At 70.9% G+C, this 16,051-nt stretch carries 17 protein-coding genes; 11 read left to right on the plus strand and 6 right to left on the minus strand.

Annotated elements, in window-relative coordinates:
* The first annotated feature begins 78 nt into the window (after positions 1-78).
* A complete protein-coding gene (locus AB0E98_RS24615) occupies positions 79-2,547 on the plus strand; it encodes a BTAD domain-containing putative transcriptional regulator (protein ID WP_361706287.1) in 2,469 nt (822 codons plus the stop codon).
* A 78-nt stretch (positions 2,548-2,625) separates the two neighbouring features.
* On the opposite strand, the gene AB0E98_RS24620 is transcribed toward AB0E98_RS24615, so the two are convergent.
* The 3 genes from AB0E98_RS24620 to AB0E98_RS24630 form a co-directional block, all read right to left on the minus strand.
* Positions 2,626-3,468 (minus strand): NAD(P)H-binding protein, encoded by an 843-nt coding sequence (locus tag AB0E98_RS24620; protein ID WP_361706289.1) that lies wholly within the window; start codon positions 3,466-3,468, stop codon positions 2,626-2,628.
* Positions 3,469-3,502: 34 nt separating this feature from the next.
* Positions 3,503-4,684 (minus strand): acyl-CoA dehydrogenase family protein, encoded by a 1,182-nt coding sequence (locus AB0E98_RS24625; protein WP_361706292.1) that lies wholly within the window; start codon positions 4,682-4,684, stop codon positions 3,503-3,505.
* Between the two features lie 303 nt (positions 4,685-4,987).
* Positions 4,988-6,406, minus strand: coding sequence for an MFS transporter (locus tag AB0E98_RS24630; protein ID WP_361706465.1), 1,419 nt, complete (start codon positions 6,404-6,406; stop codon positions 4,988-4,990).
* A gap of 216 nt (positions 6,407-6,622) precedes the next feature.
* Between AB0E98_RS24630 and AB0E98_RS24635 the strand changes: the two genes are divergently transcribed.
* From AB0E98_RS24635 to AB0E98_RS24650, 4 genes are all read left to right on the plus strand, one after another.
* Entirely contained in the window at positions 6,623-7,072 is a 450-nt protein-coding gene (locus AB0E98_RS24635; RefSeq protein ID WP_361706294.1) for a helix-turn-helix domain-containing protein, read from the plus strand.
* Positions 7,073-7,103: 31 nt separating this feature from the next.
* Positions 7,104-7,643 (plus strand): NADPH-dependent FMN reductase, encoded by a 540-nt coding sequence (locus AB0E98_RS24640; RefSeq protein ID WP_361706297.1) that lies wholly within the window; start codon positions 7,104-7,106, stop codon positions 7,641-7,643.
* A gap of 118 nt (positions 7,644-7,761) precedes the next feature.
* Complete coding sequence (locus AB0E98_RS24645; protein WP_361706298.1) at positions 7,762-8,064, plus strand: hypothetical protein; 303 nt, start codon at positions 7,762-7,764, stop codon at positions 8,062-8,064.
* On the plus strand, positions 8,061-8,318 hold the full coding sequence (locus AB0E98_RS24650; protein WP_361706299.1) for a type II toxin-antitoxin system RelE/ParE family toxin: 258 nt from the start codon (positions 8,061-8,063) through the stop codon (positions 8,316-8,318). Before AB0E98_RS24645 ends, AB0E98_RS24650 begins: the two co-directional genes overlap by 4 nt.
* A gap of 116 nt (positions 8,319-8,434) precedes the next feature.
* Here AB0E98_RS24650 and AB0E98_RS24655 read toward each other — a convergent pair whose 3' ends face one another.
* Both AB0E98_RS24655 and AB0E98_RS24660 read right to left on the minus strand, forming a co-directional pair.
* The gene (locus tag AB0E98_RS24655; RefSeq protein ID WP_361706301.1) at positions 8,435-9,082 is read right to left on the minus strand and encodes a hypothetical protein; all 648 of its coding nucleotides are present in this window, start codon (positions 9,080-9,082) and stop codon (positions 8,435-8,437) included.
* Positions 9,083-9,238: 156 nt separating this feature from the next.
* A complete protein-coding gene (locus AB0E98_RS24660; RefSeq protein ID WP_361706304.1) occupies positions 9,239-9,904 on the minus strand; it encodes a hypothetical protein in 666 nt (221 codons plus the stop codon).
* 245 nt (positions 9,905-10,149) lie between these two features.
* On the opposite strand from AB0E98_RS24660, the gene AB0E98_RS24665 reads away from it, so the two are divergent.
* Positions 10,150-10,833 carry an alpha/beta fold hydrolase gene (locus tag AB0E98_RS24665; protein ID WP_361706306.1) on the plus strand — a complete coding sequence of 228 codons (684 nt, stop codon included), beginning with the start codon at positions 10,150-10,152 and terminating at the stop codon, positions 10,831-10,833.
* 11 nt (positions 10,834-10,844) lie between these two features.
* Here AB0E98_RS24665 and AB0E98_RS24670 read toward each other — a convergent pair whose 3' ends face one another.
* The gene (locus AB0E98_RS24670) at positions 10,845-11,081 is read right to left on the minus strand and encodes a winged helix-turn-helix domain-containing protein (protein WP_361706308.1); all 237 of its coding nucleotides are present in this window, start codon (positions 11,079-11,081) and stop codon (positions 10,845-10,847) included.
* Positions 11,082-11,434: 353 nt separating this feature from the next.
* On the opposite strand from AB0E98_RS24670, the gene AB0E98_RS24675 reads away from it, so the two are divergent.
* From AB0E98_RS24675 to AB0E98_RS24695, 5 genes are all read left to right on the plus strand, one after another.
* On the plus strand, positions 11,435-11,854 hold the full coding sequence (locus AB0E98_RS24675) for an ATP-binding protein (protein ID WP_361706310.1): 420 nt from the start codon (positions 11,435-11,437) through the stop codon (positions 11,852-11,854).
* 193 nt (positions 11,855-12,047) lie between these two features.
* A complete protein-coding gene (locus tag AB0E98_RS24680; protein ID WP_311616283.1) occupies positions 12,048-12,380 on the plus strand; it encodes a hypothetical protein in 333 nt (110 codons plus the stop codon).
* Between the two features lie 20 nt (positions 12,381-12,400).
* On the plus strand, positions 12,401-12,715 hold the full coding sequence (locus AB0E98_RS24685; RefSeq protein ID WP_361706313.1) for a pore-forming ESAT-6 family protein: 315 nt from the start codon (positions 12,401-12,403) through the stop codon (positions 12,713-12,715).
* Positions 12,716-12,800: 85 nt separating this feature from the next.
* A complete protein-coding gene (locus AB0E98_RS24690) occupies positions 12,801-13,199 on the plus strand; it encodes a DUF6507 family protein (protein ID WP_361706315.1) in 399 nt (132 codons plus the stop codon).
* Positions 13,196-16,051 carry a YwqJ-related putative deaminase gene (locus tag AB0E98_RS24695; protein ID WP_361706317.1) on the plus strand — a complete coding sequence of 952 codons (2,856 nt, stop codon included), beginning with the start codon at positions 13,196-13,198 and terminating at the stop codon, positions 16,049-16,051. The genes AB0E98_RS24690 and AB0E98_RS24695 overlap by 4 nt, the downstream gene beginning before the upstream one ends.

Genomic DNA, 16,051 nt, shown 5'->3' on the forward strand with positions numbered 1-16,051 from the left:
GTCAGATGACGTCCTTTTTGGGTTGGGGGATCCATGGAGTTCGGATTGCTGGGGCCGTTGGAAGTCCTTTCGGACGGCGTGCCAGTGGTACTGGGCGGGACGAAACAACGGGCCACTCTGGGCTCGCTTCTGCTTCAGGCCAACCGTGTCGTTCCGACCAGTGAACTCGTCGGTTCACTGTGGGACGGTGACGGAGCGCCGGCGACGGCGCGCAAGATTCTTCAGAACGCGGTGTGGGCCCTGCGCGGCCTGCTGACCGCCGCCGGTACCCGCGTCCACACCGCGGAGCTGATCACCAAGGCGCCCGGCTACATGCTCAAGGTCGACCCCGCGCGCGTCGACCTGTTCGTCTTCCGGCAGCGGATGGCGGACGGCCGTGCCGCACTGGCCGCGCAGGCCCCCGAGGCCGCCGCGGTCCTGCTGCGCGAGGCGCTGGACCTGTGGCGCGGGCCCGTCCTCGCCGACCTCGTGGAGACCGGCATCGCCTGGCCGGAACTGACCGCCGCCGAGAAGGCGCGACTGGACGCTTTGGAGGACTTCTTCGAGGCGGAACTCGCCTGCGGGCGCCACCACATGATCCTGGGGCGGCTGGAGGCGATGGTCGAGGGCCAGCCCCACCGGGAGCGGTCGTCGGCACAGCTGATGCTCGCGCTCTACCGCTGCGGACGACAGGCCGACGCGCTCAACCTCTACGACCGGGTACGTGCCGCCCTGGGCGAGGGCCTCGGCCTGGAGCCCGGACAAGGACTGCGGATGCTCCAGCACGCGATCCTTCAGCACGACCCGTCCCTGCTGACGCCCGGTGCTCCCGGGCGCGTACCGCACAGGCCGCCGGGCCCGGCCCCGGCGACACCGTCGGCCTGGCCGGCCCCGGCGGCCGCAGGGTCCGGCGGGGCCCCGGTGACGTCCGGTGCGGTGGGGCGTCGGGTGCCCGGCCTGATGTACGGCCAGTTGCCCGGTCCGGTGTCCGGCGTGACGCCGGGCGTGTCATCCGGCGTGATGCCCGGCTCCGCGTCCGGCCTGATGCCCGGCTCTGCGTCCGACGTGCCGCCCGGCTCTGCGTCCGGCGTGATGTCCGGCCTGTCGCCCGGCTCCGCGTCCGGCCTGGCGCCCGGCCTGTCGTCCGGCCCGGTGGCCCCAGTGGCGTACCTGGGCATCCCGGCCGCCGGCCCGGCGTCCGGCTCGGGGACGCCGATGGCGCTCCCGGGCACCCCGCCCGCCGCCCCGGTGTCATCCGCTCCGCCGCCAGGCGCTGTCGCGCCCGAACGCATGACGGTCAGCGCCCTCCTGCTGTGTGCCCGCCCCGTGGGCTGGCGTACAGCGAACCCCGGCACCGCCGATTCCGCGCTCGAAGGGCTCGGCAGCCTGATCCGCGAGGAGGTCGAGCGCTGCGGCGGCACGTTCGTGACGAACATCGGCTCCATCGCCCTCGCGCTGTTCGGCATCCACGACCCGCGCGGCGCGGCCGAGCGGGCCGTCCGCGCGGCGCTGGCCGTACGGGTCAGGTGCGGCGCCGACGGCGGCGCGGCGGTGATCGCCGCCGTGACCTCGGGCCCCGCGCTCGTACGGCTGCCGGGCGGCGACGGCGCCGTGGGCGTCGACGGGGCGCCGCCCACGGTCGTCGGGACCCTGCTCGACGAGGGCCGGGCCCTCCTCGCGCGGGTGCCGGACGACCGGGTGTGGGTGTGCGGGACCACCCGCCGCGACCTCTCCGGCGCCCTCGACCTGCGCAGGGCCTCCGGCCGGCCGGACGCGTGGGAGGTCCTGGGCGTGCGGGGCGAGCCCGGCGCGCTGCGGGCGTACGCGCGCCTCGCGGCCGTCGGCGACCACGACCACGAACTCGACCTGGTGGCCGGGCTGCTGGAGTGGTCGCGGCTGCGCGGCCTGTCCCATCTGGTGACCGTGCTCGGCGAGCCCGGATCGGGCAAGACCCGTTTCCTGGCCGACTTCGAACGCCGGGCCCTGGAGGCCGCCCGCGCGCCGGTGCGGATCATCACCGCCTTTCCGCCGGAGGACGACGACCCGGGCCCCCTGGCGCTGCCGGCCCTCGTCCTGGCCGAGTGCTGCGACATCCTGCCGGGCGACTCCATCGACACCGCCCACGACAAGCTGACCGCCGCCCTGCGGCGTCAGACGGCCGACGCCGGTGAACAGCGCAGGCTGTACGAGCGGCTGCTGCCGCTGCTGTCGCCCGTGGGCGCCGCCCTGCGCCGCCCGGAGGTCGGCGACGTCCTCGACGCGTGGCGGGAGTTCACGGTCGCGGCGGCCCGCGTCGAGCCGCTGGTGGTGGCCGTGGATGACATGCACCTGGCCGGGGACGAGCTGCTCGGCTGCGTCGAGTCGCTCGCCGACACCGGGGCGGACGACTCGGCGGCGCTCCTCGTCGTCGTCACCGCCCGGCCCGAACTGCTGCGCCACCACCCGTGCTGGGCCGGCAGCATGCGGCGCGCGGTCACCATCACGCTGACGCCCCCGGCCGGCGCGCGCCCCGAACCGCCCGTGGCCGGGCGGCGCGCGCCCTGCGAGGGGCAGCGGATCGCCGTATGACACGCGCCGTATGACACGCGCCGTATGGCACAAAGGCGGTGGCCTCCCCCGACCGCAAGGGGGAGGCCACCGCCTCGTTCAGCCGTTCCAGGCCCCATTGGCGGCGGCCCGCGCCACGAACTCCGAGAAGTCGCGCGGCGGCCGTCCCAGCACCCGCTGGACGGTGTCCGTAGGCGTGGCGTTCCTGCCGTCCCGGATCGTGGCGACGAGGTCGGCCACGAAGACGGCGTAGTCCTCCGCGACGCCGTACGAGACGAGCTCGGCGACGTAGTCCTCGTGGGAGACGGGGGTGTAGCGCACGGTGCGGCCGGTGGCCCGGGCGATCTCGTCGACGGCCTCCTCGAAGCCCAGGGCGCGCGGCCCGCTCAGCTCGTGGACCTGTCCGCCGTGGCCGTCCTCCAGGAGCGCGGTCACCGCGACGGCGGCGATGTCCTCGGCGTCCACGAACGGCTCACGGCCGCTGCCCGCGGGCAGCGCCAGCTCACCGGCGAGGACGCCGTCCAGCAGTACGCCCTCGTCGAAGTTCTGGGCGAACCAGTTGGGGCGCAGCAGGGTCCACTCGGCGCCGGACTCCCGGACCGCGCGTTCACCGGCGACCAGGGACTTGCCGCCCACGGTGTCGGTGACGCGGGCCTGGAGGACCACCAGCCGCCGGACGCCGAGGTGGACGGCGTGCTTCGTCAGGTCGCGGATCTGGGCCTCCGCGTCCCAGTGGCCCGGCTTGTCCTGGCGGTCGACGAGGTAGGCGGCGTCAGCGCCGGCGAGGGCGGGCTCCCAGGTGCCCATGTCGTCCCAGTCGAAGCGGACCTCGCCGGAGCGGCTCGCCGCGCGGACCTTCGCGCCGCGTTCCCGCAGCCCGCTCACCACGCGGCGGCCGGTCTTGCCGGTACCGCCCAGCACCACGATCTTTCTGTCCGTCATGGTGACAACTGCCTTTCCGTCGGGGCGGACCCGGTCAGAGGAAGAGGGTGTCGGGGGCGAGGCCCAGCAGGGAGCGGCCGTGCACCTCCTGGTTGGTGCGGTAGGCGAACAGCGCGTGCAGCGCCAGGCCCCGCATGTCGCGGTGGAACCGCTGGAAGGCCACGTCCCGCATGATCACGGAGGCGCCGGCGGCCTCGAAGAGCTCGTCCACGGCCTGCTTGGCGAGCTCGATGGCGAACGCCGCCTTGCCGCGCGCGGCGGCCCGCTCCGGGGCGGTCGGCAGCGTACCGGCGTCCGCGTGCTCCTGGAGCGCGCGCAGCCAGGCCTCCTGGAGGGCCTCGGCGGCCGCGATCTTGTTCTCCGCCTGGGCCACCTGGATCTGGGTGACCGGCGACTGGCTCTGGTCGGTCCAGGAGGTGTAGGTGATGCCGCGTCCGGGCAGCCGCTCCAGGAAGAGCTCGTACGCGCCCCTGGCGAGCCCGAGGTAGGCGGAGGCGCCCAGGGCCATGAAGAACGGGATGAACGCGTAGTTGCGGCCGGTGGCGCCGGTGTTGGCGCGGTCGCCGGTGGTGCCGGCGAGCACGTCCAGGAGGCTGATGACGCGGTGGGCGGGCACCGGCACCGCGTCGGCGGTGACGGTGGAGCTGCCGGTGCCCGCGGCGGCGGAGGCGTGCCAGTCGTCGGCGATGGACAGCGTGGACACGGGCACCAGGGCGGCGGCCGGTGCGGGCGTGCCGTCCGGGCCGGGCAGCAGGGCCGCGAGCAGCGCCCAGTCGGTGCCCCGGCAACCGGAGATCCACTTCCAGCTGCCGCTGAGGGTGTAGCCGCCGTCCTCGGTGGCGGTGAGGGTGCCGGTGGGCGTGAAGCCCGTGGAGACGCGGACGGAGCCGCCCGCGTACACCTCCTCCTGGGCCTTGTCCGGGAAGAGGCTCGGCACCCACGCGCTGGACACCCAGATCATCGACACCCAGCCGGTGGCGGTCTCGGCGCGCGAGATCTCGGACACGATCCGGGTCACGTCGGCGACCGAAGCCTCAAGACCGCCGAAGCGGCGGGGGACGCTCAGCCGGAACACGCCCGCCTTGTCGAGCAGTTCGATGCTCTCGTCCGGAACCCAGCGCCGCTCCTCGGCCTCGGCGCCGCCGGCACGGAGCGTGGCGGCCAGGGCCGTCACCTCCTCGAAAACGGCGGTGACGGCGCTGTCGGTGGTGGACATCATGCCTCCAGAAAGTTATCGGCTTTTCCGTGATCCGATTCTTTCGAGGGGGAGTCATGTGCTGGTAACAGCAGTTCCTCGGGGGAGGAATGAGGCGGCAATCGCGGCGCGGGAGCGGATGGGGCGGGGGCAATGGATCGGTAATGGGAGTGGTAATCCGAGTGGTAATCGGATGGGTAATCGGGTCTGTGTGAAAAAGCGGAAGGACATGGAAAAGCGCCCTGCCCCGGGCATCGAGTGCGGCCGGGGCAGGGCGCCGTGGGAGGCCGGCCCCGGGGGGAGAGCCGGCGTGGTTCGGATGGGTCAGGCGTCGACGGGCTCGCGGACGGGGTCGGCGCCGGCCGGGGCGGCGTCCTCTATGCCGGAGCGGTTGCCCAGGTCGAACGCGCTGATGACGGCGGCGATCAGCGCGGCGGCGAGCGGCACGATCAGCGCGGCCCGGTAGCCGTCGAGCTGCGCGGCGGGCGACGTGCCGTGCGTGGCCCCGATGGAGACCGCGGTCACCGAGGACAGGCCCAGGGCGGCGCCGAACTGGAAGGAGGTGTAGAGCAGACCGCCGGCCACGCCCTGCTCCTCCTCGTCGATGCCCTCCGTCGCCACGATGGTCAGCGGACCGTAGGCCAGCGAGAAGGCGAGGCCGAGGATGATCAGGCTCGGGAACATCGCCAGGTACGTCCAGTCCATGCCGACCGGCAGGAAGAGGGCGTAGGACAGCGAGGCCAGCAGCAGACCGCCGAAGATCACCCGGGCGTTGCCGAACTTCGCGACCAGCTTGGGCGTGAGCGTCGGGGAGAGGATGGAGTCGATGCCGATGACGATCAGGGCGAAGCTCGTCTGGAGCGTCGACCAGCCGCGCAGCTCCTGGAGGTAGAGCACCGCGACGAACTGGAATCCGAAGAATCCGGCGGCGAAGAGCAGCCCCGTCAGATTGCCGCGGATGAGGGTGCCGTTGCGGAAGAGGCCCAGCCGGATCAGCGGATTGGCGGACCTGCGCTCGATGAGGACGAAGGCGAGGAAGAACACCAGGCCGGCCGCGACCGTACCGGCCGTCACGGCGGCGGAGACGTGCGTGGCCCGCTCGACGGCGAAGACCAGGAGCAGGATGCCGGCGGTCACGCTGATCGCACCGCCCAGGTCGACGCCCTGCCCGGACCGCTCGGGCCGGGGCGACTTGGGGATGAGGACCACCGCGGTGATGAGGATGAGGAGAGAGAGGATGACCGGGGCGAAGAACACCCAGCGCCAGCTGACCGACGCCAGCAGCCCGCCGACGACCAGGCCGATGGAGAAGCCGCCGGCGGCGGTACCGGAGTAGACCAGCAGCGCCTTGTTGCGCTGCGGGCCCTCGTCGAAGCTCGTGGTGATGATCGACAGGCCGGCCGGGGTCATGAAGGCAGCCGCGACACCCGTCACGAAGCGGGCCACGATGAGCATCCAGCCCTCGGTGGCGAATCCGCCCAGGCCGGAGAAGAGCAGAAAGACGACGAGCCAGAACACGAACATCTGACGGCGCCCGAAGAGGTCGGCCGCCCGGCCGCCGAGCAGCATGAAGCCGCCGTAGCCGAGGACGTAGGCGCTCATGACCCACTGGAGCATGCCGGTGGACATGTCCAGGTCGGCGCGGATGGACGGCAACGCCACATTGAGCATCGCCACGTCGATGCCCTCCAGGAAGATCGCACCGCACAGCACGAACAGCACGCCCCAGGCGCGCCCGCTCATGCGGTCGGTGCCGCTGTCCGATGAGGTCTGCGGTGTGGACACGGAAAGGCTCCTTGTGGGGACGGAAAAAGGGAAGGGGGAGGCAGGGAAGGGGCGAGCGGAGACGACGTCACTCTTGAGGGACGCTTGAAAGTGACGTGGAATGAGGCGAGTTGAGCCGGAGAACCCGCGGTTCCCTCTTGTAACCACTCGAATCATCGGGCAGTGTGAATCGCCATGGAAGAAGGCACTTTGAAGTCACCGACTCACTGCACGGGTACCGAGGCCGAGTACGAGATCCGGCAATGGGACGCCCGCGAGGGCTGCGAGGTGCGCCAGATCCTCGACCGCGTCGCCGACAAGTGGTCCCTGCTCGTCATCGCCCTCCTGGACCGCCGCAGCCTCCGCTTCTCCGAGCTGCGCCGGGAGATCGACGGCATCAGCCAGCGGATGCTCACGGTCACCCTCCGGCAGCTGGAGCGCGACGGGCTCGTCCTGCGCACGGTCCACCCCGTCGTCCCGCCGCGCGTCGACTACGAACTCACCCCGCTCGGCGTGACCCTCCACGACACGATCCGCGCCCTGGTCGTCTGGACCGAGGAGCACCAGACCGAGGTCGCCGCCGCGCGCGCCTCGTACGACACCCGCGTCACGGAGGAGGCGCAGCTACAGGCGCAGGCGTCGTAACGGCGGTCGGGGCGGTTGCTAGGTTGGCCGGATGACCGTGCCGCCCGTGATCCTCCTGCTGTCCGGCAGCCTGCGCGCCGCCTCCTCCAACGAGACCGCGCTGCGCACGACCGAGGCCGTGGCCGCGTCGGCGGGCGTATGCACGGTCCGCTACGAGGGGCTCGCGGACCTGCCGCACTTCAACCCCGACGACGACCACGACCCCCTCCCCGGCCCGGTGACGGACCTGCGCGCCGCGATCGCGGCGGCGACGGCCGTACTGATCTGCGCACCCGAGTACGCGGGCACGCTGCCCGGCTCCTTCAAGAACCTGCTGGACTGGACGGTCGGCGGCACGGAGATCTGCGACAGGCCGGTGGCCTGGGTGAACGTGGCGTCGCCGGGGCGCGGCGGGGGAGCGGAGGCCACGCTGCGGACGGTGCTGAGCTATACGGGAGCCACGATCGTGGAGCCCGCGTGCGTGAGGATTCCGCTGACACAGGGGATGGCCGGCCCGGACGGGGTCGTCGCGGACGAGGGCGTACGGGGGGAGCTCCGGCGGGTGCTGGGGCTCTTGACCGGCGCGGAGTAGCGGAGTAGCAGATCGGCGACGTACTCGCGTCAGAACGTCGGAAACCCCCTGGAGTGGGCAGGGCGTGGGTATCGTCTTCCTCGAAGCCGCCCGTCGCCACGAGGAAGGTACGTGTCCCGTGGAACTGCCCGATATTCCCCGCACCATCGGTGATATCGCAGCTGCCCTGCGTCCGGAACTCCAGGCGAGGTTCTGGGACGACGTGCGCCGGATCGACAATCCCGACGCCGCGCGTCTCCTCCTCGACGACTGGTGGCGGCAGGCCGTCGTGGATACCGCCGGGGACGACGAGGCGGCTCGCTCGGCGCTCGAGGACGCCGCCGACCTCCATCTGATCGAGGTGGCTCGCGAGGAATCCGACGGCCGCACGATGACGCACGACGAGGTCATGGCCATGCTCGACAGGGCAAAGGCCTCATGAGGCACACCCTGATCTGGGCCAACAACACCGCCCGCTCGATGCGCGCCTTGCGCGAGCGTGACGGGGACGCGGTCAAACCGTTCGCCGACGCGATCAACGCCCTTGCCCGCAATCCGCGTCCGTACGACGCTGTGCAGCTCGGAGGTACGGACACATGGCGGCTGCGCGTCGGGAGGTACAGGGCGATGTACGAGATCGACGGCACTCGTGTTTCTGTCACGCTCCTGTTGATCGGGAGCGCGCCGGTCTCGTGATCTGGGAGGTCGGCGCCGGATGACCGTGCCGTCCGTGATCCTCCTGTTGTCCGGCAGCTTGCGTGCCGCTTCCTCCAACGAGACCGCGCTGCGTACGGCCGAGGCTTGACCGTGGGTCAGGAGCCGTCCCGTGCCCGCCTGGCGCGCTGGGCTGCGCCGGACGGGTCGCGCCCTGCTCCTCCCTTCCCCCGATGCTCCCTGCCCGCCTTCCAGTAGTCCGGGAGACCGGTTTCCATCTGCACCCGCCCGGGCGCATGGGAGATCGGAGTGCGCACGACGCACTCGGTCGCGGCCCCGTTGGCGATGGTCGCCAGCGTCCGCCGTGCCGACTGGCCTTCGCCGACCCCGTCGGTTACCCGGCCCTGGAGCTGGACGATGTTGACGCCTGCCAGGCGTAGGACGGAAGAGGAGTCGTAGGCGATGACGGAGGTCCGGCCGTCGGCGTAGCGGACGACTTCACGGCCGGTCGGGTTGTCCACGGCGACGCACGATGCCGACGGGGAGATCCCCTCGAAGCGGCCGGTGGCGGCCACCGCCTCGCCGGGCCTGGTGGTGCAGGTGTACCGGGCGCGGGCCTCGATCCGGGTCGGCTTCGGCAGCAGGCCCAGGCTGGGGACCGCGTAGCCGTCCTCGTGTCCCGTGCAGACGATGGGCGTGATGGGCCCCCGCGCGGGGGCCGCCGCGGCCGGGGAGCCGGCTGAGACGGCCGACGCGGCCAGGGTCACAGAGCACAGCGCCACCACGGCATCGCGCCTGCTGAACATACGCGTTCCTCCAGGAACCCTCTGCTCGCCGGGAGACTCCCGGCGCCGCTTCCGGCCCGTTCCTACCCCGTGCTCACGGGCGCCCACGCTGTCGCACCTGGCTGCGGCAGCAGGGCGGTAGCGTGGGCGCCCCGGCGTGCGCTCCCTGGCGTGCGGCTAGTCGGCGACGAGACCGGTGATGAACTTGCGGCAGCGGCCCCGGACGACGGGGGCGATGCCGTGGATGAGCTGGGCGCCGTAGACGACGGCGGTGCCCGCGCCGGCCGGGGTGGTCCACGGGACGCCGGACACCTTGTGGATCCAGGCGACGTCCGGCTCGTCGCGGGAGATCCTGTCGTGCGGGGCGATGCGGGTGAAGCGCATGCCGTGGGCGTAGCCGGGGGCGGCCAGGCCGTCGCGGTGGGTGTCCCACAGGTCGTCGCTGGATGTGGTCTCGAAGAAGAACTCGCCCCCGGCCTCCGCGTCCTGGACCGTGACGCCGATGCGCGCCACGTGGCGGGGCGAGGCCAGCGGGTCCGGGCCGATGCCGTCGAGGTGACGGACGGCGCCCTCCCCGGAGTCGAACTGGATCAGCTGCCACGGTGAGCAACCGACGGCGGACGGGAACGTGCGCTGGATCTCGGGCAGATGGCGCAGCACGGCCGCCTGGAGGCTCGCTTGCACCTCGTCGGGCAACTCGGTCAGCTCCTGCCCGACGTAGGCCGGCCGCCAGCCGGTTTCCGTGATGCGGATGTCGACCAGGCGGGCGAGGCGTGCGACGTCCTCCCGGGTCAGGAAGTCGTCCACGGTGTCCACGGCGAGTGTCTCGGTGAGAGTGATCACGGCTTGCGCCTCCTCGATCACGCGGCGATCCCCCGTGTGCCCCTGTGGGGCCTCCTGCGGGCATCATCGGATCGGCGGCCTGACAGGGCAAGAGCGATATGGGTCCGGCAGGCAGCGTTGTCCTTCATGGAAACGGCCCCAAAACGGGCATTGGGTCGGGGATTTGGCTGCCCTGTGACTCCGAGGCGGCTCGGCCGTCCGCGAACCATGGTGCCGAGGGCGGCGTGCGGCGTTAGCTTCGGCGCATGGGTGATCACCGCACGGTCGAGGTCGGAGGCGTCCGGCTGGCCTACCGGGCCTTGGGCCCGGAGGGAGCCCCGCCGCTCGTGCTGTTGCACGGGCTGGGCGAGGGAGCCGCCGACTGGGACGGCGTGGCACCGGCCTTCGTACGGGACTGGCGGGTGTACGCGCTCGACCTGCGCGGCCACGGCCTGAGCGACTGGCCCGGCGCGTACTCGTTCGAACTCATGCGGGACGACGTGCTCGGTTTCCTCGACGCCCTCGGCCTGGAGCGTGTGGACGTGATCGGGCACTCGATGGGTGGCATCGTCGCCTACCTGCTGGCCGCGGCGCAGCCGCAGCGAGTGGGACGGCTTGTACTGGAGGACGCACCGGCGCCCGTCCCCCGCGAGCCCACGCCCCGCGTCAGGCCGGAGGGGGAACTCGGCTTCGACTGGGACGTGGTCGGGGCCATCAGAGGCCAGATCGACCGGCCCGAAGCGACGTGGCTGGCGGACCTGGGCAGGATCGAGGCGAGGACCCTGGTCCTGGGCGGCGGTCCGCTCAGCCACGTTCCCCAGGACAACGTCGCCGAGTTGGCCAGGCGCGTGCCCGACGGGAGCTTCGGGACGATCCCGGTCGGGCACCTGATCCACGCTGCGGCGCCGGAGGCGTTCGCCGAGGCGGCGTTGCGTTTTCTGCGGGCTTAGTGGGAATCGGGCTACGCCAGGTCTTTCGAGACGAACGAGCCCATACCGGGCTCGGTGTAGATGAGGCCCTCGGCGCGGAGGGCGCGGTGCACCTTGTGGGCCGTCATGCTGGCGATTCCGAACTCTTCCGTGAGCTGAAGGACGGATGGCACTCGCGTCCGAGGCGGATACGTACCGTCCTTTATGCGTTGTCGAATCACTTCGGCCACCTGGCGCCAGCGCGGGATGTCGGGAACGAATTCGATCACGTCAGCACGCTACGGGTGCTGCAAGTGTTCGTACAAGGCGTAGGTTGCTTCGGTTTATTTGGAATACAGCAACTCGCAGGAGTTCTATAGGGCTCTACTGCTAGCGTCCTGAGCGCAAAGGAGACCCCGGCGGCCGTGGTAGCGGCCCCGGGGCATGGCCAACGCTGCTCTAGGAGCGTCGACATGCGAAACCTTATCCGTCGCCTCACCGCCTGGGCGAGGCCCCCTCGTCATCCCCGCACTCCCCACACGCCCTGCCCTTCGCGACCCCAGACCCACGGCTACGCCGTGGTCATCACCGCACACGGCATCAACTTCGTGCCGCGTCAGCCGAGCGCGGAGGAGGTGGCCCGGTGAAGGGGGACCGTTACACCCTGACCGCGCCCACCGCGCCGTCCACCGCCCGGCTGGCCCGGGAGTTCGTCACGGCCACGCTGGTGGCCACCGATCGGTGGCCGCTCATCGAGGCGGCCCGGATCTGCGTCTCCGACACCGTCGCGAACGTGGTGCGCCACGCCCGCGTCCCGGAGCTGACCGTGGAGATGATGGTCCGTCCCGGGAACGTGGTCGTCGCGGTCCGCGACGACGACCCGGGGCGGCTCCCGTGGCCGCGCCAAGCGGGAGCCGGCGAGGGCAGCGGCGACGGCCGGGGCCTGGCGCTCGTACGCCGTCTGTCGCACGCGTCCGGCGTGACGTGGGTGTGGGACGGGCTCGACCTCGTCGGGAAGCAGGTGTGGTTCGAGCTACGGGAGCGTGCCGCGCTGACCGTGTGATGTGAGGTGCCGATGGGGCCACTGACGATTGTCAGTGGCCCCTGGCATGGTGTCTGCAACGGCGGGGAAACGAGCTCCACACGTTCGTAACAGAGTGCTCGTCAGCCCCGGAAGCGCTTTGTGATCACGTTGACGATGTTGATAGACATGTTCGAGTCGCCAGTGACGCATGAGATACGACGGGGGTGAGCTCGTGAAGTTCGACATGGGACAGACGACGCTGTCCGGCCTGATTTCCCGGACGCGTGGGTCCAGTGACGATCTGGGCGGCCTGATCCGCCAGCTGATCGTCGCCGCGCAGCCGCTGGAGGGCAAGTTCAACGGCGCCGGTAAGTCCGCCTTCGACCAGTTCAAGTCGCACTCGGACGAGGTGACGGCCGCGCTGAACAGCTCGCTGAGTGCGATTCTGGGCGGCCAGTCCGGCATGGACTCCTCGTTCGGCCAGGGTGACCAGGAATCGGCGGACAACGCGCGCCAGCAGATGGCGGCGGCGAACTTCGACGCGGCCCGCTTCTCGGGCCGCTAGGACAACAGGGGGTATTGGTCATGGCTGGTGCGGGTGCGGACCGTCGTAGTTACGACACGGGTGCGTCGAGCGAGGTGCAGGGATCGCTCGCGGGCATCATCTCCCGGCTGGAGACGGTGCTGAGCGAGCGTGACGGTGCGGTGAAGGCGGCGATGGCCGAATTCCAGGCCGACGGCGTCTCGGATCAGTACCACGGCAAGGAGCAGCGCTGGAACCAGGCGGCCACCGAGGTCCGCCAGATCATCCACCTGCTGCGCTCCACGATGGAGAAGAACGACGGCACGGCGCAGTCCACGCTGTCCAAGGCGAAGGCCGCCGTCGACGCCATCGGCTGACGCCATCGGCTGACGCCATCGGCTGACGCCATCGGCTGACGCCGGGCGAGAACAAGCAGCGTTGGGTAGAACGGGGGGAGAAGTCGTGACAAGTTGGGATATTCAGCCGGACGGTGTCCGTACGGTGCTGAATAACACCGGCGAGGTCGCCGGCAAGTTCGGGGAAGAGTTCACGGCCTACAGCGACGGCCTGGTCGCTTCCGCGACGGCGGCGGGCACGATGATCCTTGGCGGGACCAAGGCGCCCGAAGGGGGCGCCTTCGGTCCCGTCGCCCAGGCGCTGCAGGAGTTCCAGCAGAACACGGAGAACGACCTGAAGTTCCTGCCCGTCCGGACGGGCAAGTCCATCAAGGGCGCGCGGGAGGCCACGGAGGCCTATCTCCAGGGTGACCTGACGATGGCCCAGAACAAGCAGCACCTGGCCGCGCAGGCGCCGACTCCGGAGGAGTTCAAGGCGGCCGCCGAGAAGGGCGCCAAGCCGTGATCGACCCCGGCAAGATACCCACCTTCACGGGCAATCTGGAGAACCTGGAAACGCAGGCGACGTCGCTGAAGACGACGGCCGGCAACATCCGGACCACCGGCAAGGACGTGCACAACGCCTTCCAGGCGCTGGACCCGGTCTACGACGCTCCCGAGCAGAACGAGCTGCTCAACTCGACCATCCCGGTCCGGGACAAGGCCGACGACTTCGCGAAGAAGCTGGAGTCCGTCGGCGGCGCGCTCCAGGGCTTCGCGACGGCCGCGAAGCCGCTGGTCGACAAGATGGACCGGCTGCGCAAGGAAGCCCAGGACTTCGTCGCCGCGAACAAGGACGACAAGGACTGGCAGAAAGACCAGAAGAAGGTCGACCAGAACGCACGGATGGTCAGCGAGGTCGGCACGACCTGGGTGGCGTTCCAGGGGGTCGAGCGCGACGCGGCCAGCAAGATCACCGCGCTCGTGGGCGGCACGAAGTTCGTCGTCGACGACGGCTCGCACCAGGCCGGCATGTACGGCTTCAAGGAAAGCGACGTCAAGGACGCGAAGGAAACGCCCTGGGGCACGGTCGACAAGCGTGAGTACACCGGCTGGCGGGCCGCGTGGGAGTGGACGAAGGACAACGTCGGCGGCGCGCTGAAGGGCTTCTTCGTCGACGGCGTCTGGGGCACCATCAAGGGCCTCGGCAGCATGGTCAACGTATTCGACTGGGACAACTTCAAGAAGACGTGGTCGGGCATCGGCGACGTCTTCGGTGGTGTCAGCGCGTACCTCATGACGCCGTACGACTGGGCCATGGACAAGATGTTCGGCCCGGTCGACCACAGCGACACCGACAAGCAGAAGGCGGCCCTGCGCAACTTCGGCAAGTCGCTGGTCGCCTGGGACGAATGGGGCAAGGACCCGGCGCGCGCGTTCGGGACGGTGCTGTTCAACGGCGTCACCATCGGCTCCGGCAGTCTGCTCAAGCTCGGCAAGGCCGGCGAGATGGGCCAGGCGGGCAAGCTGGGCGCGGGCGCGAAGGTCGCGGGTGCACTGGGCAAGGCGGGCGCGCTCGTCGACCCGATGACGTACCTCGGCAAGGCGACGAACATCACCAAGATCAAGGTCGGCGACTTCATGGAGGGCCTGAAGGCCGGCCGTGCGGGCGTCGACGACCTGGGCAAGAACCTGCCCACGGGGACGGGGGCCCACCCGGTCGAGCCGTCGGCGAGGCAGCCCGTGCCCGCCGGGCCCGGCCACCCCACGCCTGAGGGCACCCCGGCGTCCTCCAGCGCCGCCTCGGCGCACCCCAGCGGCACGCCGTCGCACCCGAGCGGTCCCACGCATGCCTCCGGTGGTGCTTCGGCGCCGCACCCCGACGGCACGCCGAGCGGCCCCGTGCACGCTTCCGGTGGTGATTCGGCGCCGCACCCCGACGGCACGCCCTCGCACCCGGGCGGCCCCAAGCAGGACGGCGGCCTCCCCTACACCGACAGCAAGGGCAACCACCGAGTCGTCCACGGCGACGGCACCATCCGGGACGAGCACGGCAACATCGCGCCCGACACGAAGCCGGTCAAGGAGCCGCACAAGTCGGACCTGCCCAACATCTCGCACGATCACGCGAACGAGCACCAGGCCGTTCCCGCGAAGGAGCCGGCGAAGGTCCTCGAAGGCGCGGGCGGCCCCAGCCACGTGGAGAACGCGGGCGGTCACCCGACCTCCTCGCACCCCACCTCCACCCAGCCGGCCAACATGCACTCCGGCGACGGCGCCCACCCGACGGGCGGCGGCACCGGCGGCGCGAACACCACGCCCCACACGGGAGGTCACGCGGCGGACCACCCGACGGGTGGCGGATCGGGCTCTCACGGTCCGTCCAGCGGTGGCTCGCACACGCCGAGCGGTGGCGGCGGCACTGGTTCGCACGGGCCGTCGGGCGACGGTTCGGGCTCGCACGCCCCCTCCGGCGGCGGCCACGACACGCCGGGTACGGGCGGCTCGTCGGCTCACGGCCACGAGAACGCCCCGCACCACGGGGATGACGCGGCCCATGGTCACGGTGACCACGACGCGCCCTCCGAGCACGGTCATGAGGGTGAAGGGCACGGTCACGACGCGGACGGGCACGGTCACGACGCGGACGGTGACTCGGAGCACGCGGGCTCGGGTGACGGGAGCGACGGCGGCGGTACACCGCCTCCCCACAACTCCGGTGGTTCCGGTGGGAACGGTCCGCACGGTGTGCCCCTCGATCCCCAGCCGAATTGGCACGGTGACAGCGCCGGCAAGATGAAGCACTACCGGCGGCCCGCCCTGTCCGTGGATCATCTGACGCCGGAGCAGCAGCTCACCGTGCTGACCGATGAGACGCGACACCTGGCGGATGACGCGCTGAAGGATCCGAACGCCGTCACCACGGGCAAGGAGCCGCCTGTCCCGGACGGGCAGCACAAACTCGCATCCGGTTGTGCGGGCAGCCTGCTGAAGGACAACATCATCACCAGCCACACGAGCACCACCAAGTTCGGTGGGCAGAAGATGCCCAAGACCCACAAGGTGCTCCAGTCGATCCTCGACAAGATCAAGGCCGACGCCGACGCGGGCGTCGGGAAGATGGGGCGCGGCCACGGTAAGTGCTCGGAAATAGCCCTCATCAACGACCGGCTGTCGATATTGGACCCCACGGGGAAGAAGATCACGACTGTCGAGGAGCTCAAGGAGGCCATGGAGGGCTCGGTCGTCTACACCGAAACCATTGGGGACCAGTTCAACCCGCACACCGGTGTGACGGAGCCGCACGGTTCCTACTTCCCGCCGTGCGAGACCTGTAGGCTCGTCCTTCCGCAACTCGGCATCCACCCCCACTCGTAG

Source organism: Streptomyces sp. NPDC037389 (assembly GCF_040636475.1).
Classification (GTDB): domain Bacteria; phylum Actinomycetota; class Actinomycetes; order Streptomycetales; family Streptomycetaceae; genus Streptomyces; species Streptomyces hesseae.